Consider the following 20,499-nt stretch of genomic DNA (forward strand, 5'->3'; position numbering starts at 1 on the left):
CCCCGCGGATGGTGTGCTCGGGGCGCTTCGGGCGTAGGCTCACTGGGCGTGGATCTCGACTTCGTCTGCACGCACGCCGGAAGAGCGGCCTCCGGGCTGACCCGGCGTGACGTCGCCCGCGCACTGCTCGCCGTACCGTCCGGGGTGGCGCTGGTGGCGCTGCCCGATCTGAGGAGGGCGCTGCTCGCGGCGGGCAACCCGCTCTCCGCCCCCTTCTGGGACTCGGCGAAGGCCACGCTCGGCGCGATCGAGTCCGGCGGCGCCACCGTGGGGGACGTGCAGCGCTGGATGGAGTCCACCGGCACCGAGCCGCTCCTGCTCACCCGGAGTTTCTTCGTGTGGCCGGAGGAGGACGAGCGCGGGCCGGTCGGCGAGGAGATGTTCCGCAGGCTGGTCGCCCACCTGGAGGAGAGGGTCGCCGAGGGCGAGATCGACCCGGACGCGCTCGCCCGGGGCGACGAGCGGGCCAGGGAGGAGTACGCGGACCTGCAGGAACGCTGGCTCACCGGCCCCCTGCCCGACGGGCGGGTCCCCGGCGCGGCCGTCTCCGACGAGCAGGACGAGGAGCTCTTCGCCGCCTGGGACGAGGAGGAGGCGTTCGCCCTGGGGGAGCTGCGCCGCATCCTGGCCGAGCTGCCCGCCCCCCGGCGGCCGTCCGGGGACCTGCGGGTCGCCGCGACCCGGTTGCGCGAGATGCTCGGCAGGCCCGGCTATCCGGGCAACGTGCTGCGGGCCTGCGCGGGGTACGAGGAGGAGCCGCTGCCCGAGGACGACGAGGAGCTGTGGATGACCGTCACGGCGGGCATCGCGGGGCCGATCTCCGACCTGCCCGAGGAGAACGACCGGGTGGAGGTCTTCTCCGACCTGGAGGGGGAGCTGGGCCCGGAGGACGCGGTGCTGGCCGCGCTCTGCGCGATCCACCACGCCGACTGGCTGGCCGTGGTCGCCGCCCTGGCCAGGCGCGGCCCCGGGGTGCTGGCCTCGCCGGAACGGATCGCCCGCCTCATCGCCGAGTCGGACGACATCGACGTGGACATGGACGAGCCGGAGGACCTGGACGCGGCCGAGACGCTCTTCAGCTCGGTCACCCCGCTCTGGGCCTGCCTGGGGATCGTCGACCGGACCGAGGTGCTCACCCCGCTGGGCCACTGGGGCCTGCCCAGGGCGCTGGAGCGCGCCTGGTCCTCGACGGACGCCCTGGGCGACTGACGGGACGCCCGGGACGGCCCGCCGCCGGGCGGCTCCGCGGCCCGTACGCCGGGCGGCGGCTCCGGTCCCGGCGTGGGTCCGGGTCCTGCCGGGAGACGGCTCAGGTCTCCTCGTCGAGGAGGTCCGCGTAGCTCTCCGGCACCAGGTCGCGGTAGGCGGGGTGGCGCCGGATGTAGCCGGCGAAGAAGGGGCACAGCGGCACGACCGCGCGGCCGGAGGCCCGGCTCGCGTCGAGGGCCGCCGAGGCCAGCCGGCCACCCAGGCCCCTGCCCTCGAACTCGGGGAGGATCTCGGTGTGGGTGAATATGATCTTCCCGGCCCGCAGCCGGTACACGGCGAACCCGGCGGTCACGCCGCCCACCGTGATCTCGAAGCGGGAGGCTCCGGAATTGTCGGAGACGGCGACGGAGTCGCCGCCCGTTCCTGCCCCGGTGGGGCCTGTCCCGCCCGCGGTGTCGTCGGCCATGCTCGTCCTCGAAGGTGTCGGCCCGGCCGGAGCCGGTGTCAGGGGGCGTTGGGCGGCGTCGTGGGCGTCGTGGGCGTGGCAGGCGTCGCGGGAGGCACCACGGGTGTCACCGGCTCCGACGATCCCGACGGCGCCGACGCCCTCGCCTCGTTCCGCTGCCGCCTCAGCTCCGCCTCCGAGGGGACCTCGATCTTGGAGATCCTCTTCCTCATGGACTTGACGAGCAGGTAGAGGGCGAACCCCAGGCCCGCCACGACGAGGAAGCCCAGCAGACCGGGGCTGACGTCACCCGCGGCGGGGGCGGTGTCGAATGCAATCACCCCTCAAGTCTGCCACCGCCCCCTCGCGGTCCCGTCAGTGGCAGGCCGAGGAGACCGTGTCCGCGTGGATGCCGGTGAACAGGTCGTTCTCGGGAAGCTCGACGTCCACGAGCGAGCGGGCCAGGTGGAAGTCCTCGGTCGGCCAGATCTCCCGCTGGAGGTCGCGCGGGCAGACGAACCAGAAACCGTCCGGGTCCACCTGGGTGGCGTGCGCGAGCAGCGCCTCGTCGCGGGCCTCGAAGAATTCGCCGCAGGGCACGCGGGTGGTCACCGGCCACTTCTGCGGCCGGTCCTCCCAGCGGGCGATCCAGTCGGCGTACGGGGAGCCGATGCCCCGGGCGTTCATCGCCTCGTGCAGCGCCTCGAAGCGGTCCTTGGTGAAACCCATGTGGTAGTAGAGCTTCAGGGGCTGCCAGGGCTCGCCGGTGCCGGGGTAGCGGTCGGGGTCGCCGGCCGCCTCGAACGCCTCGACCGAGACGCGGTTGGTCATGATGTGGTCGGGGTGCGGGTAGCCGCCGTCGTCGTCGTAGGTGAGGATCACGTGCGGCCTGAACTCCCGGACGGCCGCCACCAGGCTCTGCGAGGCGACCTCGATCGGCTGCACGGCGAAGCAGCCCTCGGGCAGGGCCTCGTTCTCGTCCTCGGGCAGGCCGGAGTCGACGAACCCCATGAAGCGCTGCCGCACGCCGAGGATCTCGCGGGCGCGCTCCATCTCCAGCCGCCGGACCTCGGCGATGTTCTCCAGGATCTCGGGGCGGTCCATCTTGGGGTTCAGGATCGACCCGCGCTCGCCTCCGGTGAGCGTACAGACCAGCACGTCCACGCCCTCGGCCACGTAGCGCGCCATGGTGGCGGCGCCCTTGCTCGACTCGTCGTCGGGATGCGCGTGAACGGCCATCAGCCTGAGCGGTGCACTCACGGGGCTCGGTGTCTCCTCTGTGTCGGTCACGCTGTTCGAGTCCCCCGGCCGCCGCGCGGGCCGGACGGCCGCTGCGGCCGTCCTCCCGTGCCGCTCCGGCACCTCGTCCCGCGTGCCCTCGGCGTACGTCACTCCGAGGAAAGGTTAGTTTCTTCTGGGCGGTCGCGAGAGCGGCACCCTCGCGGGGGACAATCGTCTCGGATAACACCGAGGTAGTGCAGGGAGATTCCGTCATGGCCACCAGCGAAGCCGAGAAGGGCCGCAAGGACGGTCCCGTCCTCGGCCACCCGGGCGACTTCCCCGACCGCCCGGAGCGCCGGGGGCGCCTGGTCGTGCACGTGGTGATCGCCGTCCTCTGCGCGGTCTGCGCCGGGGGGTGGGGGTACGTGATGTGGGCCGCCAAGGGGAACACGGAGGTCTACGAGCAGGTCATCACGTTCGACATCAGCCGCGGCGATTCGGTGCGGATCACCTTCGAGGCGTACAAGCCGTCGGATCGTTCGGCGCGCTGCCGGCTCCGCGCCACCGACGTCGACCATGCCGAGGTGGGCAACAAGGAGGTCGCTATCCCCCCTGGTGAGGAGCATGTCCGGCTTACCGAACGGCTAGAGACCAGTGCCCAGGCCACTTCGGTCGATGTCCAGTACTGCTATCTCGTATAGTGAGACATTTGGGGAGGCGGTCGGGGGCTTGAGTTGTTAGCCTTTCGAGATTCGCCCGACCGAAGTCCCCCCGAAGCACCATGCCCCCTAGAGGAAGCAAGGAGAACCCGTGGCCGACTCCCACAACGAGAGCGTCACCTGGCTCACTCAGGAGGCGTACGACCGCCTGAAGGCTGAGTACGAGCACCTCTCGGGGCCCGGGCGCGTCGACATCGCCAAGAAGATCGAGGCCGCCCGCGAAGAGGGAGACCTGAAGGAGAACGGCGGCTACCACGCCGCCAAGGACGAGCAGGGCAAGATGGAGGCCCGCATCTTCCATCTCCACCAGATCCTGGACAGCGCCAGGGTCGGTGAGGCGCCCCGCACCGAGGGCGTGGTCGGTCCCGGCATGACGGTCACCGTCCGTTTCGAGGGTGACGAGGAGGAGGTGGCCTTCCTGCTGGCCTCCCGGGAGGAGAGCGGAGCCCCGATCGACGTCTACTCGCCCAAGTCGCCCCTCGGCGCGGCGATCAACGGCAAGAAGATCGGTGAGAAGGCGTCCTACACGATGCCGAACGGCCGTTCCAACACGGTGGAGATCCTTGAGGCGGTGCCGTACATCGGCAACTGATCCGCCGCGTCCGTCGTTCCACGGATCCGCCGGGACGCCCGTCCCGGTGGATCGTCGTGTCCGGGGATGTTCTCTTTATCGTCTTTTTGCGGGGTTCGCGTGCATCGGGGCGCGCGGTGAGGCACCCTCGTAGGGCTGGGTCATCGGGGAAGGGGATATGTCGTGTTCTATCGGCGGCCACGTGTCACCGATCTGATCCGCGAGGCCCGTGAGGATCTCGCCTACCGTCCCCGTCTCGGTCTCGCCCCCTCGCACCCGTACCACCGTCACCACCGCGCCCTGCGCCTGCGACGGCTCCTGTCGGTCCTCGCCGTCCTGACCGTCAGCGTCCCGGCCGCCGGCCTGGCGATCCTCACCCAGATGCCGGAGAGCGACCCCGGGACGGCGGCGGCGCGCAGGTCCGTGGCCACCGCGCCCGCCGCGGCGGCCGAGCCCGTCCCGGACGGGACGGCCGTTCCCACCGCGTCCCCCGTTCCCTCGGCGTCCTCGTCGGCGCCGCCCTCCGCGCCGGCCCCGGTGGCGCCGCTCACCTCGATGCGCCGGCCGCACCTGTTCGTCGTCGCGCCCCGCCCGCTCAGCGCCAGGACGATCGCCAAGGTCAACCGCCTGGCCGGGGTACGCGCCGTGGAGCGCGCCGACGCCGCCGAGGTGGTCCTGGACGGCAAGCGGGTGCAGACGCTCGGGGTGAACCCCTCGACGTTCCGGGCGTACACCCCCAGGCCGACCGCGCGCTCGGACCGGCTCTGGCGGAACGTCTCGGGCGGTGAGGTCGCCGTCTCCTTCGTCCTGGGCAGCGACGGGGGCATGCCGCTGGGCAAGACCTTCACCACCGCCGGGCGCAGCCTGCGCGTCGGCGCCTACGCCACCATGGGCATGGGCGCCATCGACGCGGTGGTCTCCCGCCAGACCGCCCGGGCGCTGGGCATCCCGCGCGACAACGCGCTGGTGGTGAGCGCCCCCGGGGCGGACTCCGTGAAGCTGCGCCGCGCACTGCTGGAGGTCCTGCCCTCCGGCGGGCAGGTCGCCGTGATCAACCCGGTGCTGACGGCGCCGCGCCGCACCACGAACTGGGCGGCGGGGTCGTTCATGACCACCCCGCAGCTCACCACCGCGCTGACCGCCGCCGCGGGAAAGGTCGGCCGCCCGTACGTGTGGGGGGCCGAGGGGCCCGACAGCTTCGACTGCTCGGGACTCGTCCAGTGGGCCTACGCCCAGGCGGGCATCAAGGTCCCCCGGGTGACGCACCAGCAGTTCGTCTCGGGGCCGCAGATCCCGCTGGCCCAGGCCCAGCCCGGCGACCTGCTGTTCTGGCGGCACGACCCCACCAACCCCGGCTACGTCTCGCACGTGGCGATCTACTGGGGCGGGGGGAAGATGCTGCACGCGCCCAGGACGGGGGACGTGGTCAAGCTCGTCCCGGTCACCACCCGCAACTTCGCCGGGGTCGTACGGATCAGTCCCCAGGTCGCCGCCCGCGTCCGCTGAACCACCGCCCGCGTCCGCCGGTCGCCGCCCGCGTCCGCTGAAACGCCCGCCGCGTCCACGGAAACCCCGTCGCGTCCGCCGGTCGCCGGCCGCGTCCACCGCAGACTGCCCGCGTTCGCCGGAACCTCGCCCGGGGCCGCCGTTCACCGGCCCCGCGTCCTTCGACCGACCGTCGCGTTCCCGTCGCGTTCGGTACTGGTCCGGTCGGCCTTTGCGATGTAATCTGAATTACATGGAAAATAACGAAACGGTCGAGAAGGTGCGCGGCTGGTTCTCGGGGAGGCTGCCCGAGGGGTGGTTCGAGGGCGATCCGAAGGTCGTCGCGGACCGCGAGGAGATCACGGTGATCGGCAGGCTCCACCCTCCCGCGCTCGGCGAGGGCGTCTCCGAGGCCGAGCGCGCCGCGGCCATGGAGGGCGGTGTCCTGCGCTTTCGCGAGGAGACCAGGGAGCGGCGGATGGAGATCGCCCTTGAGGCCGAGCGCCGCTTCCGCAGGAAGATCTCCTGGGGCGTCGTCGTGGGTGACAGGACAGTGATGTTCACCACACTCTCGGTGCCGGTCATGACCAGGCTCAGGCAGTCCGAGCGCCGGGTCCTCGACACCCTCGTCGCGGCCGGGGTGGCGCGCAGCCGCAGCGAGGCGCTCGCCTGGTGCGTCCGGCTGGTGGGCGACCACACCGACACCTGGCTGGCCGATCTGAGGGACGCGCTCCGTCACGTCGACCGCGTCCGCTCGGCCGGGCCCGGCGCGAATTCCTGACCCTGGTCAGCGGAAATGGCCGAGAAATTGGTCTGAACCTTCCGGCCCATTGGTTTAGACCTTTCTCATTGGCCTATACCACTGCCGGGAGGGCTTTTTTTAGTCGCACTTCTTCTGGGTAAGGCCTTCGAAACCGGGCGACTCCTGCCAGGTCACGCCATGCCGGTGATGATCGAGGAGAGTCCAGGGGCGTCCCGCCGCGTGAATTCAATGGTCTATGCCAATTGGATCGAACGCGGGTGTGTCGTCAATGATGCCCTGGCCGCGAGAAGTGCAAAGGAGCCCACGTAGTGTCCGTTACCGTAGATGTGACCGCCGCCCCGACCAGCCATGCCGAGCTGGCCGGATGGGTCAGGGAGATCGCCGAACTGACACAGCCGGACAGGATCGAGTGGTGCGACGGCTCCGAGGCCGAATGGACCCGCCTCACCAACCTGCTCGTGGAGCAGGGCACCTTCAAACGCCTGGCCAGGCGGCAGAACAGCTTCTACGCCGCCTCCGACCCCGGCGACGTCGCCCGGGTCGAGGACCGCACCTACATCTGCTCCGAGCGCGAGGAGGACGCCGGGCCGACCAACAACTGGATCGCCCCGGCCGAGATGCGCCGGACCTTCGGCGAGATCTTCAAGGGCAGCATGCGCGGCCGGACCATGTACGTGGTGCCGTTCTGCATGGGCCCCCTGGGCGGGGAGATCTCCCAGCTCGGCGTGGAGATCACCGACTCGCCGTACGTGGTCGTCTCGATGCGGATCATGACCCGGATGGGGGAGGACGCGCTGCGCCTCATCGAGGAGCGCGGCGGCTACGTCAAGGCCGTCCACTCGGTCGGCGCCCCGCTGGAGCCCGGGCAGCCCGACGTGCCCTGGCCGTGCAGCTCCACCAAGTACATCAGCCACTTCCCCGAGACCAGGGAGATCTGGTCCTACGGCTCGGGCTACGGCGGCAACGCCCTGCTCGGCAAGAAGTGCTACGCGCTGCGGATCGCCAGCACGATGGCCCGTGACGAGGGCTGGCTGGCCGAGCACATGCTCATCCTCAAGCTCACCCCGCCGTCGGGGGAGACGCGCTACATCGCCGCCGCGTTCCCCAGCGCCTGCGGCAAGACCAACCTGGCCATGCTCCAGCCGACCCTGCCCGGGTGGAAGGTCGAGACCATCGGCGACGACATCGCCTGGATGCGCTTCGACGACCGGGGACGGCTGCGGGCCATCAACCCCGAGGCGGGGTTCTTCGGCGTCGCTCCCGGCACCGGCGAGTCCACCAACGCCAACGCGATCAGGACGCTGTGGGGCAACAGCATCTTCACCAACGTCGCCCTCACCGACGACGGCGACGTGTGGTGGGAGGGCCTCACCGACGAGCCCCCGGCGCACCTGACCGACTGGCGTGGCCGCGACTGGACGCCGGACTCCGGCGAGCCCGCCGCGCACCCCAACGCCCGCTTCACGGTCCCCGCGGCGCAGTGCCCGACGATCGCGCCCGAGTGGCAGGACCCGGCGGGCGTGCCGATCTCCGCGATCCTGTTCGGCGGGCGCCGGGCCAGCGCGGTCCCGCTGGTGACGGAGGCGCTGAGCTGGCAGCACGGCGTCTTCGTCGGCGCGGGGATCGCCTCGGAGAAGACCGCCGCCGCCGAGGGCAGGGTGGGCGAGCTGCGCCGCGACCCGTTCGCGATGCTGCCCTTCTGCGGCTACAACATGGGCGACTACTTCGCGCACTGGCTCAGGATGGGCCGCCGGGAGAACGCCGAGCTGCCGCGCGTCTACTACGTGAACTGGTTCCGCAAGGACGACGAGGGCAGGTTCGTCTGGCCCGGCTTCGGCGAGAACACCCGTGTGCTCAAGTGGATCGTCGACCGCCTCAACGGCCGGGCGGAGGCGGTGAGCACCCCCATCGGCCTGCTCCCCGCCGAGCTCGACACCGAGGGGCTGGACGTCTCCGCAGAGAACATGCGGATGCTGCTCAGCGTCGACGAGGAGGTCTGGAGGCAGGAGGCCGCGCTCATCCCCGCCTTCTTCGAGACCTTCGGCGACCACATGCCCCGGGAGCTGTGGGAGGAGTACGAGGCGCTCGTCGCCCGTCTCGGCTGACGCCGCCGCCCCCGATCGGGCCCGCCGCCCGCGTCCGTCCCGCGTTCCCGCGGGCCGGGCGCGGGCGGCGGGCGCATCGGGGGACACCGCCGGCGCCGGAGCCGCCGGGAACGCCGGGAACGCCGGCGGGCGACCCGGTGGACCGGAGGTCCGGCCGGTGTGACGGGCCGGGAGCGAGAGGCGGGGCGGGACGGGCGGGAAGGGCGGTGGCGGATGTCCTCGCCCTGGTGAGCGACGTATCACCGGCCCGCCGTCGAGGGACGGCGCAACTTCTGCCAGGCTGTGCGCGTCTACCTGTATATCCGGGACGTCACCCCAGCGCCCCCCTTCCCCCGAGGAGGCGGACATGTGGTCCTTGCTGTTCGTCGTCGCCGTCGCCATCGCCCTGGTCGTCATCCTGACGGCCTCCGCACTCCGCCGTGAACAGCGCCGGGTCCGCTCGGTCATGGCGGGTAACGGTGCGGGGCCGCCCACCCCGTACGAGCTCGCCTACCTGTCCGGCGGGCCGCGACGGGTGGTCAACACCGCGCTCGGCCTGCTGGCCAAGGCCGGGCCGATCCGGGTCTCGCGCGGCGGCCTGGTGAGCCTGGTCGCCGGCGCCCCGCCCTCCCCCGACCCGATCGAGCACGCCGTCATGGAGGCGCTCCACCTGCGCGGTGGCACGGCCCCCTTGGGCGACCTGCGCCGCGCGGTGTCCGAGGGGAAGGGCATGGAGAGCCTGCGCTACCGGCTGCTCGGCCTGGGCCTGCTCGTCCCCGACAGCGCGCTCGACCACGCGCGGATCCTGCTGAAGCGGCTCCTGATCGCCTCCGTCGCCGCGGCCGTCTTCACGGTGGGCTGCCTCGTCGCCGGACCCGGCCAGAGCATCCCCGCCGTGCTGATCGGCCTGCTCGCGACGATCGGCGGCCTGTCCTCCCACGCGCGGCAGAAGCGGGCGCTGCGCGACACGCTGAGCCGCAGCGGACGCGACGTGCTGACGACGGCCTACCGGACCCACGTGCGGGGCACCCGGCCCGTCACGGGCGACCTGGCCTTCGCCATCGGCGTCCCGGTGGCCCTGTACGGGCTGGGCGAACTCAACGAGCCGGGCCTGCAGGAGGAACTGCAGCGCCCCGACCCGGGCGGCGCGACGAGCGGTTGCGCCACGGGCGCCTGCGGCGGCGGTTCCGGCTCCGGGGACGGCTCCTTCGGCGGGGGCGGCGACTTCGGCTCCGGCGGCTGGGGCGACTCCGGCGGTTCCTCCGGTGACTCGGGCGGCTCGTCCGGCGGCTCCAGCTGCGGCGGTGGCGGTGGTTGTGGAGGCGGCGGTTGCGGCGGTGGCTGAGCACGCGGCGCTGGGAGTGGGCATCGGGTGGCGGCACGAGATCGACCTGACCGTGGAACGGTTGCCGGGGATCGACTTCGTCGAGGTGGTCGCCGAGAACATCGACCCGGCCCGGCTGCCCGAGTCGCTGCGGGTGCTACGGGCACGCGGGACGCCGGTGATCCCGCACGGCGTCGGCCTGGGCGTCGGCGGCGCGGAACCCCCCGACCCGCGCCGGCTGGCCCACCTGGCGGACTGCGCGCGGGCACTGGAGGCGCCGCTGGTCAGCGAGCACCTGGCCTTCGTACGGGCGGGCGGCGTGGAGGCCGGGCACCTGCTCCCGGTCCCGCGCACCCGCCGGGCGCTCTCCGTCGTCGCCGAGAACGTCCGGCGCGCGCAGGACGCGCTCCCGGTCCCGCTGGCGCTGGAGAACGTCGCGGCGCTGTTCGGCTGGCCCGAGGACGAGATGACCGAGGCGGCGTTCCTCGGCGAGCTGGTGGAGATGACCGGCGTCGGGCTGCTGGTCGACGTGGCGAACCTCTACACCAACCAGGTCAACCTCGGCCTGCCGGCCACCGCCGCGCTGGACGGCCTGCCGCTCGCCGAGCTGGCCTACGTGCACGTCGCGGGCGGGCACTCCCGCGACGGGCTCTGGCACGACACCCACACCGCCCACGTCCCCGACGACGTGCTGGGCATCCTCACGGAGCTGTGCGCGCGGGTCGATCCGCCCGGCGTGCTGCTCGAATGGGACGACGACTACCCCAGTGACGGCGCGCTGGAGGGGGAGCTGGAGCGGATCCGCGGGGCGATGACCCGTGTCCGATGACGCGCCTTCGCGCGGCGAAGGGTCCTCGTCCCGGGGCCTGCCCGCGCCCGGGGGCGGTGCGGGGAACGCCGCCAGGGACGAGCTGGCCGGGGCGCAGGCGGCCCTGGTAGCGGCCCTGGTGGCCGGTGGGCCGACGCCGCCGGGGTTCGACCGGGAACGGCTGCGGGTCCAGGAGACCAGCCTCATCGCCAAGCGGCGCAGGACGGTGGCCAGGCTCCGTCCCGACCTGGTCGCGTCGCTCGGCGACACCTTCGGCGCGGAGTTCCACGCCTACGCGCGGGGCCGCCCCAAGCCGCGGGGCGGCTCCCACGCCGACGCGCACGACTTCGCCGCCCATCTCCGGGCCTCGGGACGGCTGCCGGAGTCCCCCGGCGCGGAGTCCTCGGGGAGGGAGCCATCCGGCGGGGAGTCCGTCGTCCGGGAGTCCGCCGCCGGAAGGCCGAGGGCGGCCTCCCGTCTCCGGTCCATCCTCACCCGCCGCCGGTACGGCGGCTCCTGATCCCGCGTCCGGGCGACGGGGATCGCCGGCGCGCGGGCGCGGTGACCTGCGGGCCCGCCGGGTTCCGGCCTGTCGTTTTCCGGGTAGGCCGGGACCGGAACCGATGCGCGGAAACCCGGGCCCTTCGCCGTTCGTCGTGATGTGCGGGGGAGAACCTCACGCGGCGGAGTCGTTCCGGAGGTCGTCATGTTCACCGTTCAGATCATCGTTGTCACGGGGGTCCTGCTGCTGGCGGTGGCCGGGCTGGTCGCGATGCGCCTGGCCATGCACTCCTCCCGGGTCTACGAGGGCCCGGAGCTGAATCCGTACGACCTGGCACTGCTGGCGGGCGGGCCGGAGCGCGTCGCCGACACCGGGCTGGCCTGGCTCGTCCTCACCCAGGGGTTCCATCCGCGGCGTGACGGGAACATCGCCCGGGTGTCCGGCCAGGCGAAGCGGGTGGACCATCCGGTGCAGGAGGAGATCCTCGCCATGCTCAAGGGGAGGAGCGGTGGCGTGCCGGCCTGGAGGATCAGGGAGCGGGTGGCCTCGGGACAGGTCGTCGCCGCCCAGGTCGTGTGGCTGCGCGAGCTGGGGCTGATCGACCCTCCGCGTTCGGGCCGGGCCGATCCTGTTCGTCCCAGCCGCGCGGGCAAGGCCGCGCTGGCGCACCACCGCCTGCGGCGGCGCGAGAGCAGGGTGCTGCCTCCCCGGGCCGGGGAACGGGCCGGCCGAACCGGGCCGGACGTCGTCGACGTCGCCCTGTACGGCCTGGGCCGTATGAAGGACGGGAGGCTGCCGGAGGCCCTGGCGCTGACCGCCCCGAAGCCGGCGTCCCGTCGCAGGGGTGCTCGTGGCGGAGGTCCGGAGGTCGCCGAGGCCACGTCCCTCCATCTTCCCGGCAGGTTCGGATGGGGAGGGCCGGGCACCGCGAGCGGCGGCTGGGACGGCTCCGGCTCCGACTCCGGTTCCGGCGGCGGGGACGGCGGTGGCGGCGGGGGTGGCGGGGGCTCCTGAGGAGACCGTCCAGCCGACATTCGGCGGCGCCCACCGCCCGACTGCCCACTGCCCACTGCCCGGGGCCGGGAACGGGACCAGGACGGGGATGAGGACGGGGCAGATCGTTGTGGATCGCCGGTCGTGTCCCGCGTCCTTCCGGTTCGCTCGCGCGAGGTGGTTGCGGTGGTCCTCACCGGGCCTGTGCGGCGGGTGCGCGGTCGGTTAGGTTGGGCCGGTACCTGATCGGGCGCCTGCATCGGAGTGGCCGTGGTGAAGATCGTCGACCATGGGGCGTGGCCGCTGCGGCCCGAGGACGAGGGGACGCACCCGCCCGGTGTCGAGCCGCTGTGGAGCGAGTCGCTCTACCTCGACTTCGCGACCGCCGACGGCTCGCTCGCCGGCTACGTCCGGCTGGGCCTGTACCCGAACTGGAACCGCGCCTGGTACTGGGCGTGCCTGGTCGGTCCCGACCGGCCCACGGTGCTGCTGGCCGACCACCACGTCCCGCTCCCGGGTCCCGATCTGGCGGTGCGGGGCGCCGGGTTCTCCGCGACCCACGACGTGACGCGGCCCATGCGCTCCTTCCGGCTGACCCTGGACGCCGGGGCGGCGACCGTGCTGGACGATCCCGCCCTGGCGTACGCGTACCCGGACGGCACCGTCACGAGCGGTCCCGTCACGAGCGGTCCTGTCACGGACGGCACCGTCACGGGAGGCACCGGCACGAGCGGCCCCGTCGCGGGAGGCGCGGTCACGACCTCGCTCGCGTTCGACCTGGAGTGGACGACCGTCGGCGGCGTCTACCCCTACGGGTTCCTCCCGCGCTACGAGATCCCCTGCGAGGTCGCGGGGACGATCAGGACCGGCGATGAGGAGATCGCCTTCTCCGGGTACGGCGAGCGCGACCACAGCTGGGGGGAGCGCGACTGGTGGGGGCCGTCCTGGCTGTGGAGCTCCGGGCGGCTGGACGACGGGACGTTCTTCCACGGCATGCGGGCCAACCTCGGCTTCGAGATGTCCTGGCCGTGCTTCACGGTCCCGCCGGGCGAGGAGATCGAGCACCGCGAGGGCTTTGTCTCGGCGAGCGAGTTCGGCCCGGACGACCTTCCCGCCCTGACGCGGCTGGAAGTGCCGGGAACGCCGATGACGGCGGTGCCGATCGCCTTCGCCCCGGTCGCCATGACGTCGCCGGACGGGGAGATCGCCCGCTTCCCGCGTGCCCTGTGCCGGTACGAGACCGAGGACGGGCGGCAGGGGCACGGCTGGACCGAGTGGCACCAGCCGCCCGGCTGGCGGGGACACGGGTGGCGTTGATCACGTTTTGACGGTCTGAGCCGGGGATACCCTCTCTGAGGTGGGGGGACTGCGTTGTCTTGATGGTTCGTATCTGACCGTTACGCCGGTGGCGTGCCGGGACAGTCTCGGCACGCCGTACGAGATCACGCTGGAGCTTCACCGTGACGGCGCGCTCTACGGGACGGTGGGCGAGCGGTGCGGCTGGCTGCTCGGCCGCCTGGCGCGGGGGGTGGACGAGGCGCGCGCCGGGCATCAGGCGCGCTGGCCCGACCCCGACGACCGCTTCCCCGGGGACGCGGAACTGTTCGCCTTCCGTTACCGGGCCAGGAACGGCGTCGTAGGCGGGGGAGAGCTCCGCTGCCAGGTGCGGACCATCCCGGTCTGGATGCCCGCGGGACGCGGGAAGCCCGGGGGACCTGGGAGATCCGGGGGATCCGGGGGGCATGGGGGACACGGTCCGGCCGGGGAGTGGCGGCTCACCCGCAGGGCGCTGGTGGAGGCATGGGGCGGTGGCGGGACGGGCATGCGCGCGGTGCTGACCTCCGCCGAGCTGGCGGCGTTCGTCTCCGAGCTCGTCGCCGAGGCCGAGGAGCACCTGGGGCCGTACAAGCCGGGCAAGCCCGCCAGAACCCTGTAGAGGGGGCGGAGGGGTCCGCGGGACGGCGATAATTGCCTGTCAGTGCTCATTCGTGGCGGGTGCTGAGGGAGGGGCTCCAATGGGAGTGCGCGATCTCGTCTATCGGGTGTACGAGCGCCGGCTTGAGGCGAAGCTGTCCCGCCAGAGGGAGATGGCTCCCCGGCACGTGGGTGTGATCGTCGACGGCAACCGGCGCTGGGCGCGCTCGATGGGCATCGACGACGTGAGCCGCGGGCACCGCAAGGGTGCCGACAAGATCTCGGAGCTGCTCGGCTGGTGCCGTGAGGCCGGTGTCGAGGTCGTCACCGTCTGGCTGCTGTCCAGTGACAACATCAACCGCTCCAAGGACGAGCTGGACCTCCTGATGAAGATCATCGAGGACGTGGTCCAGGAGCTCGTGGCCGACGGATGGCACATCAAGCCCATGGGAGCGCTCGATCTTCTGCCTGATCACACGGCCCGCGTTCTGAAGAACGCAAAAGAGGCGACATCACATCGTCCCGGTTTGATTGTGAACGTTGCCGTTGGGTATGGAGGAAGGCGTGAGATCGCTGATGCGGTGCGCTCCCTTCTCCAGGAGCACGCCAGCAAGGGCGCGAGCATCGAGGAGCTTGTCGAGGTCCTCGATGTGGAGCACATCGCGGAGCATCTCTACACGCGCGGCCAGCCCGACCCGGATCTCGTCATCAGGACCTCGGGGGAGCAGCGGCTGTCTGGATTCCTGCTCTGGCAGAGCGCCCACTCCGAGTTCTACTTCTGCGAGGCCTACTGGCCTGACTTCCGCAGGGTCGACTTCTTGCGGGCTCTTCGCTCCTACGCCGCGCGGCACCGCAGGTACGGTTCCTGAAACACCTCGTGAACGGTTCCTTTCGGCTGGTCTAAACCAGTTGGAAACCGGTCAATCAGGACGTACCGTAAGAAGTAGGAGAGCACAGCTCACCTACGCCGGAGAGGGCTCGCCTTTGCGTCACGAATCGCTGAGGAGGGCCGGCCGACGGTCCCCGCTCGGTGTTCTCGTGGGCGGGCCCGGGGCCGGTCCGCATCCCAGCTCATGGCAGGGCGCCGTCATTGGTGCCCGGGGGAGAACGCGTGGCAAACCCTTCGTCCTCACCCACGTCGCCGGCAGTCAAGCGGCGCACGTACGTCCTGGACACCTCGGTGCTCCTGGCGGATCCAACGGCGATGAGCCGTTTCGCCGAGCATGAGGTCGTCATCCCGATCATCGTCATCACCGAGTTGGAGGGCAAACGCCATCATCCAGAGCTCGGATACTTCGCGCGCAAGGCGCTGAGGTACCTCGACGACCTTCGGGTGACCTATGGACGTCTGGACGAGCCCATGCCGATCGGCGAGGGCACCCTTCGTGTCGAGCTCAACCACAGTGACCCGTCCATCCTGCCGGTCGGTTTCCGTCTCGGCGACAACGACACCCGCATCCTGACCGTCGCGCGGACCCTCGCCGCCGAGGGCAAGGACGTGGTGCTGGTCTCCAAGGACCTCCCGATGCGGATCAAGGCGGCCTCCATCGGCCTGTCCGCCGAGGAGTACCGCGCCGAGCTGGTCGTCGAGTCGGGCTGGACCGGCATGGCGGAGCTCCAGGTGACCGCCGAGGACGTCGAGACCCTGTTCGAGCACGGCACCGCCGACCTGGACGACGCCCGTGACCTGCCCACGCACACGGGCCTGCGGCTGCTGTCCAGCAGGGGGTCGGCCCTGGGCCGGGTGCTGCCCGACAAGTCGGTGCGGCTGGTGCGCGGCGACCGCGAGATCTTCGGCCTGCACGGCCGCTCCGCCGAGCAGCGGATCGCCCTGGACCTGCTGATGGACCCCGAGGTCGGCATCGTCTCGCTGGGCGGCCGGGCGGGCACCGGCAAGTCCGCGCTCGCCCTGTGCGCCGGCCTGGAGGCGGTGCTGGAGCGCCGGCAGCACCGCAAGGTCATCGTCTTCCGTCCCCTGTACGCCGTGGGCGGCCAGGAGCTGGGCTACCTTCCCGGTTCCGAGAACGAGAAGATGGGCCCGTGGGCGCAGGCCGTCTACGACACCCTGGGCGCGGTCACCACGCCCGAGGTGATCGAGGAGGTCATGGACCGGGGCATGCTGGAGGTGCTCCCGCTCACCCACATCCGCGGGCGTTCCCTGCACGACGCCTTCGTCATCGTGGACGAGGCGCAGTCGCTGGAGCGCGGGGTGCTGCTCACCGTGCTGAGCCGGATCGGCGCCAACTCCCGCGTCGTGCTCACCCACGACATCGCCCAGCGCGACAACCTGCGGGTGGGCCGGCACGACGGCGTGGTCGCGGTGGTGGAGAAGCTCAAGGGGCACCCGCTGTTCGCGCACGTCACGCTGAACCGCTCGGAGCGCTCGCCGATCGCGGCGCTGGTGACCGAGATGCTGGAGGACATCACGATGTGACGTTCCTTCCGGCGCCGGGGGACGCCTCCCGGCGCCGGGAGGCGTCGTGTCCGATCCGTCCGTTCACGCGGGAGCGGCCGCCCGTGCCAGGGCCTTCCACCGCGCTGTCGTGGCCGTTCACCGCGCTCAGGGCGGCAGGCGGACGCCCGGGGCCGCCAGCCCCCGGTACTCGAAGCAGGTACGGTCGCCCATCGACTTCGGGGCCCCCGGGAAGAGCCGGGTGACCTCGACGCTCCAGATGCTCTCCTGCTTGTTCTGCCGGATGGTGCAGGTGATCTGGGCGAGGCCCGCCTCGGAGATCTCGCCGTCGCCGGTGATGATCACGTTCAGCCGGTAGCCCAGGCTGTCGTCGGGGTCGCTGCGCTTGTCCGGGTTGCCGGCGCTGTCGGTGTAGCGGGTCGTCTTGGTGTCGTAGTGGCTGAAGTCGTTGAGCGCGCTGGTCAGCCCCGGCTTGGGCGGCTGCCTGCCGGCCCGGAAGAGCGTGTCGACGATGTTCTTGGCCGAGTCGGAGGCCACCGGGATCCTGGCGGGCTCCAGCCTGCCGTCCTTGAGCAGGTAGACCGTCACCCAGGTGGGGCTGTAACTGATCACCGGGGGGCGGCCGTGGTCCTGGACGTCGGTGGGGGAGATGCCGCACCCGCCCAGTACCAGCAGGACGGCGAGCAGGCGGGCGAGGGCGAGGGCCGCCGGGGGCGTACGCCCGGCGGTCGCGCGGGAGGCGGCCGGACCTCTCGTACGGGAGGGGACCGGGCGGTTCGCGGGGGCGTCCGGGCCGTTCACGCGGGGGGCAGAAGGACCGTTCACGCGGGGGGCAGAAGGACCGTTCACGTGGGAGGAAGAGGGGCCGTTCACGTGGGAGGCAGCCAGACCGTGAAGAGCGTTCCCGGCCGCTGGGCGCGCACCGAGATCGTGCCGCCGTGCAGCTGGGCGTTGGCGCGGGCGATGGACAGGCCGAGACCGCTGCCGTCCCCCCGGGCGCCCGCCTTGTAGAAACGGTTGAACACGAAGGGCAGATCCTTCGCGGGGATGCCCTTTCCGTGATCGCGTACCTTCACCTCCAGGCCGTTCGGGGTGCTGCGGGCGGTCACCATCACCGGGGGCTGGCCGTGGCGCAGCGCGTTGCCGACCAGGTTGGCCACGATGACGTCGAAGCGCCGGGGGTCGAGGGAGAAGGTCAGCCCCTGCGGCACGTTCACCCGTACCTGGTCCGACCAGCCCCGCATGTCCAGGCAGTCGCAGACCACGTCGACGATGTTCACCGTGTCCACGTTCAGCGTCGCCGTGCCCGAGTCGAACCGGCTCGCCTCGATGAGCTGCTCCACCATGGTCCGCAGCCGGGCGATCTCCCGCAGCACCAGCCGGACGGCCGCCGCGGGCTCGTGCGGCAGCCGGTCGGCCTCCTCCGAGAGCATGTCGGTGACCGCGGTCATCGCGGTCAGCGGGGTCCTCAGCTCGTGGGAGACGTCGGCGACGAAGCGGCGCGACATCGCCTCCAGCGAGCGCAGCTCCAGCACGCTCCGCTCCAGGGCGGCGGCGGTGTCGTTGAACGTGGCGGTGAGCTCGGCGAGCTCGTCCTGGCCGTGCACCGGCAGGCGGGTGTCCAGGTGACCGGCGCCGAGCGCGCGCGCCGCCGACCCGAGCCGCCTGACCGGCAGCAGGACCCGCCGGGCCGAGGCGAGCCCCAGGGCGAGGGCCAGGCCCAGCATGGCGACCCCGGCCAGGGCCAGCGGCTGGCGCAGGTCGCTCAGGAGCCGCTGCTCCTCGATGAGGGGGGCGAACACGAAGACGGTCATCCCGGTGGGCTGGGCGGTGTGGATGGGCTCGATCCGCCAGACCGGGGTGCCGATGATCAGCCACATGTCGCCCTCGATGAGGTGGCGCTTGGCGACCAGCCGCTTGGTGGCCTCCACCCCGAGGTCGGTGGGGACGTCGCCGACGCCGAAGTCGCCGTCGGGGTAGAGGTACTCCTCGTAGCGGACCACCACCCGGCCGCCCTGCGGGCGCAGGCTCTTCTGCAGGGCGCTGATCTCGTCGTCGGTCGGCGGGCTGTCCCCCGGCCAGAGCGCGCCGATCGGCACCCTGATGCCCTCCAGGGTGTCGCGCACGTCGCTCACGGCCACCTGCTCGGCGCGGTCGATCATGCGGCTCTTGACGAACTCGTAGCCGATGCCCGCGACCAGCGCGGAGGCCGCGACGGCGATCACGGTGAAGGTGAAGACCAGCCGGACGCGCAGGCCGGTGTGCGTCCGTCTCACGGCGGGCTGAACCGGTAGCCGAATCCCCGTACCGTGTGGATGAACTCGGGCTCGGCGGGAACCGCCTCGATCTTGGCGCGGACCCGCTGGACGCAGGCGTCGACCAGCCGGGAGTCGGCGACGTGGGTGTGGTCCCACACGGCGCGCAGCAGGTACCTGCGGTTGAGCACCTGGCCGGGGTGGCGGACCAGTTCGAGCAGGAGCCGCAGTTCCGTCGGGGTGAGGTGGACCTCCCTGCCGCTCAGCGCGACCTTGAGGGCCCCCCGGTCGATGACCAGGTCGCCGAAGGTGATGCGGTCGGAGGCGACCGACTCCACCCGGCGCAGGACGGCGCGGATGCGGGCGTCCAGCACGCGGGGCTCGACCGGCTTGACCACGTAGTCGTCGGCGCCGGCCTCCAGTCCCACGACGACGTCCAGGTCGTCGCCCCTGGCGGTGAGGAGGATCACCGGGAGCTGGTCGAGCCTGCGGATGCGGCGGCACACCTCGACGCCGTCGATGCCGGGGAGCATGACGTCCAGGATGGCGATCTCGGGACGGCGGACCTTGACGTGCTCCAGCGCCTCCTCGCCGCTGGCGTAGGAGGTGACGGTGTGACCCTGACGGGTGAGCGCGAGCTCCAGTCCGATACGGACCGAGGGGTCGTCTTCGACGAGGAGGATGCCTGCCACCGGGTGGTCCTTCTCCCAAGGCTTGATGGAACCGCAGGGTCACAAGACCCCGACATAACGCAAACAGTACCTGAACCGGATGGTCGTGCCTCGATTCGGGCATTCGTAGATCGGCGGGGGCATCGGAGAGGGGCAGTGTGACGTGTGAGCAAAATCACTGACATTTTTTACCCGTGGGAAAAGGGGCTGTGGCCTGGCCTTCGTTCCCGTACGCACCGGGCGCGAACGGCGAGACTCCGACCAACTCTCGCGTTCCGGTTGCGGACCACCCCCCCGGTCAGGGCAAGCTCATAGGTCGTGAATTCAGGATCACCGCAACCGAATGAGCGCCGGGAGCCCGGCGGCCGGCGTTCGTCCCGCAAGACCGGCAAGAACGGCAGAAGCGGCAGGACGAGGACGTCCGGGGGGGCGGTCTCCAAGCGCGTCCTGATCGTGGGCGGCGTGGTCCTGCTGCTGGTGGGAGGCGGCGCCTTCACCGCGTACACCGCCGTCCAGAACGCCTCGGCGCAGCCGCAGCAGCCGCTCACCCTGGACGACATGGCGCGGGTGCTCAGCCCCGACCCGTTCGGCCCCGACCCGGAGACCGACGCCATCAAGGCGCGGGCCGCCCAGGCGCTCAAGGCCGACAGGCTCAAGGCCCAGCGGGAGGACCGCGAACCGCTCAGCCAGGTCAAGATCGTGAAAGAGGCGCCGGGCGGCGGCGGGTTCAACCCCCAGCAGCTCCCCCCGGGCACCTCCAACCCGACCGGGAACCGGGCGCTGGGCAAGCAGATGCTGGACGCCCGCGGCTGGAGCGACCAGTGGGGCTGCCTGGAGAAGCTCTGGATGAAGGAGAGCGGCTGGAACGAGCGCGCCATGAACACCTCCAGCGGCGCCTACGGCATCCCCCAGTCCCTGCCCGGCCACAAGATGGCCAGCGCCGGGGGCGACTGGCAGACCAACGCGGCCACCCAGATCGAGTGGGGGCTCGGCTACATCAAGGGACGTTACGGCTCGCCCTGCGGCGCCTGGGCCCATTCCCAGGCCAAGGGCTGGTACTGAGACCCCGGGACGCGGGTCAAGGGCCGGTACCGAGACGCCAGGATCCGGCACGTCCCGTCG

21 protein-coding genes are annotated in these 20,499 nt (G+C 71.8%); 15 read left to right on the forward strand and 6 right to left on the reverse strand.

Going from position 1 to position 20,499, the window contains the following annotated elements; translation table 11 throughout:
* Nucleotides 1-48: 48 nt before the first annotated feature.
* Nucleotides 49-1,209, forward strand: a complete 1,161-nt coding sequence (locus ACLQ2R_RS27885) for a hypothetical protein (RefSeq protein ID WP_425963679.1) — start codon at nt 49-51, stop codon at nt 1,207-1,209.
* 100 nt (nt 1,210-1,309) lie between these two features.
* On the opposite strand, the gene ACLQ2R_RS27890 is transcribed toward ACLQ2R_RS27885, so the two are convergent.
* The 3 genes from ACLQ2R_RS27890 to mca are packed head-to-tail and all read right to left on the reverse strand — an operon-like array spanning nt 1,310 to nt 2,914.
* Nucleotides 1,310-1,675: a GNAT family N-acetyltransferase gene (locus ACLQ2R_RS27890; protein ID WP_425963681.1), complete on the reverse strand. Its 366-nt coding sequence runs from the start codon at nt 1,673-1,675 to the stop codon at nt 1,310-1,312.
* A 38-nt stretch (nt 1,676-1,713) separates the two neighbouring features.
* Entirely contained in the window at nt 1,714-1,995 is a 282-nt protein-coding gene (locus ACLQ2R_RS27895; protein WP_425963682.1) for a hypothetical protein, read from the reverse strand.
* A gap of 34 nt (nt 1,996-2,029) precedes the next feature.
* Complete coding sequence (mca, locus tag ACLQ2R_RS27900; RefSeq protein ID WP_425963683.1) at nt 2,030-2,914, reverse strand: mycothiol conjugate amidase Mca; 885 nt, start codon at nt 2,912-2,914, stop codon at nt 2,030-2,032.
* Nucleotides 2,915-3,147: 233 nt separating this feature from the next.
* On the opposite strand from mca, the gene ACLQ2R_RS27905 reads away from it, so the two are divergent.
* From ACLQ2R_RS27905 to ACLQ2R_RS27965, 13 genes are all read left to right on the forward strand, one after another.
* Nucleotides 3,148-3,576, forward strand: a complete 429-nt coding sequence (locus tag ACLQ2R_RS27905) for a DUF4307 domain-containing protein (RefSeq protein WP_425963685.1) — start codon at nt 3,148-3,150, stop codon at nt 3,574-3,576.
* 109 nt (nt 3,577-3,685) lie between these two features.
* Nucleotides 3,686-4,186: a transcription elongation factor GreA gene (greA, locus tag ACLQ2R_RS27910; RefSeq protein ID WP_425963687.1), complete on the forward strand. Its 501-nt coding sequence runs from the start codon at nt 3,686-3,688 to the stop codon at nt 4,184-4,186.
* Nucleotides 4,187-4,348: 162 nt separating this feature from the next.
* Nucleotides 4,349-5,671 carry a C40 family peptidase gene (locus tag ACLQ2R_RS27915; protein WP_425963688.1) on the forward strand — a complete coding sequence of 441 codons (1,323 nt, stop codon included), beginning with the start codon at nt 4,349-4,351 and terminating at the stop codon, nt 5,669-5,671.
* Between the two features lie 232 nt (nt 5,672-5,903).
* Complete coding sequence (locus tag ACLQ2R_RS27920) at nt 5,904-6,431, forward strand: hypothetical protein (RefSeq protein ID WP_425963690.1); 528 nt, start codon at nt 5,904-5,906, stop codon at nt 6,429-6,431.
* 290 nt (nt 6,432-6,721) lie between these two features.
* The gene (locus ACLQ2R_RS27925; protein ID WP_425963692.1) at nt 6,722-8,518 is read left to right on the forward strand and encodes a phosphoenolpyruvate carboxykinase (GTP); all 1,797 of its coding nucleotides are present in this window, start codon (nt 6,722-6,724) and stop codon (nt 8,516-8,518) included.
* A 346-nt stretch (nt 8,519-8,864) separates the two neighbouring features.
* Nucleotides 8,865-9,842, forward strand: coding sequence for a TIGR04222 domain-containing membrane protein (locus tag ACLQ2R_RS27930; RefSeq protein ID WP_425963693.1), 978 nt, complete (start codon nt 8,865-8,867; stop codon nt 9,840-9,842).
* Nucleotides 9,835-10,650, forward strand: coding sequence for a DUF692 domain-containing protein (locus ACLQ2R_RS27935; RefSeq protein ID WP_425963694.1), 816 nt, complete (start codon nt 9,835-9,837; stop codon nt 10,648-10,650). The genes ACLQ2R_RS27930 and ACLQ2R_RS27935 overlap by 8 nt, the downstream gene beginning before the upstream one ends.
* A complete protein-coding gene (locus ACLQ2R_RS27940) occupies nt 10,640-11,149 on the forward strand; it encodes a hypothetical protein (RefSeq protein WP_425963695.1) in 510 nt (169 codons plus the stop codon). Before ACLQ2R_RS27935 ends, ACLQ2R_RS27940 begins: the two co-directional genes overlap by 11 nt.
* Nucleotides 11,150-11,335: 186 nt before the next feature.
* A complete protein-coding gene (locus ACLQ2R_RS27945) occupies nt 11,336-12,145 on the forward strand; it encodes a TIGR04222 domain-containing membrane protein (RefSeq protein ID WP_425963696.1) in 810 nt (269 codons plus the stop codon).
* A 249-nt stretch (nt 12,146-12,394) separates the two neighbouring features.
* Nucleotides 12,395-13,441: a hypothetical protein gene (locus tag ACLQ2R_RS27950; protein WP_425963698.1), complete on the forward strand. Its 1,047-nt coding sequence runs from the start codon at nt 12,395-12,397 to the stop codon at nt 13,439-13,441.
* An 88-nt stretch (nt 13,442-13,529) separates the two neighbouring features.
* Complete coding sequence (locus ACLQ2R_RS27955; RefSeq protein ID WP_425963699.1) at nt 13,530-14,060, forward strand: hypothetical protein; 531 nt, start codon at nt 13,530-13,532, stop codon at nt 14,058-14,060.
* A 79-nt stretch (nt 14,061-14,139) separates the two neighbouring features.
* Nucleotides 14,140-14,907 carry an isoprenyl transferase gene (locus ACLQ2R_RS27960; protein ID WP_362815504.1) on the forward strand — a complete coding sequence of 256 codons (768 nt, stop codon included), beginning with the start codon at nt 14,140-14,142 and terminating at the stop codon, nt 14,905-14,907.
* A gap of 242 nt (nt 14,908-15,149) precedes the next feature.
* The gene (locus tag ACLQ2R_RS27965) at nt 15,150-16,472 is read left to right on the forward strand and encodes a PhoH family protein (protein ID WP_425963700.1); all 1,323 of its coding nucleotides are present in this window, start codon (nt 15,150-15,152) and stop codon (nt 16,470-16,472) included.
* A 126-nt stretch (nt 16,473-16,598) separates the two neighbouring features.
* Here ACLQ2R_RS27965 and ACLQ2R_RS27970 read toward each other — a convergent pair whose 3' ends face one another.
* From ACLQ2R_RS27970 to ACLQ2R_RS27980, 3 genes are all read right to left on the reverse strand, one after another.
* Nucleotides 16,599-17,252, reverse strand: a complete 654-nt coding sequence (locus ACLQ2R_RS27970; protein ID WP_425963701.1) for a hypothetical protein — start codon at nt 17,250-17,252, stop codon at nt 16,599-16,601.
* 68 nt (nt 17,253-17,320) lie between these two features.
* Nucleotides 17,321-18,727 (reverse strand): ATP-binding protein, encoded by a 1,407-nt coding sequence (locus tag ACLQ2R_RS27975; protein WP_425963703.1) that lies wholly within the window; start codon nt 18,725-18,727, stop codon nt 17,321-17,323.
* A complete protein-coding gene (locus ACLQ2R_RS27980) occupies nt 18,724-19,398 on the reverse strand; it encodes a response regulator (RefSeq protein ID WP_425963704.1) in 675 nt (224 codons plus the stop codon). The genes ACLQ2R_RS27975 and ACLQ2R_RS27980 overlap by 4 nt, the downstream gene beginning before the upstream one ends.
* Nucleotides 19,399-19,695: 297 nt before the next feature.
* On the opposite strand from ACLQ2R_RS27980, the gene ACLQ2R_RS27985 reads away from it, so the two are divergent.
* Nucleotides 19,696-20,439: a lytic transglycosylase domain-containing protein gene (locus ACLQ2R_RS27985; protein ID WP_425963705.1), complete on the forward strand. Its 744-nt coding sequence runs from the start codon at nt 19,696-19,698 to the stop codon at nt 20,437-20,439.
* Nucleotides 20,440-20,499 lie beyond the last annotated feature (60 nt).

The organism is Streptosporangium sp. DT93, from assembly GCF_049844535.1.
Lineage (GTDB): Bacteria > Actinomycetota > Actinomycetes > Streptosporangiales > Streptosporangiaceae > Streptosporangium.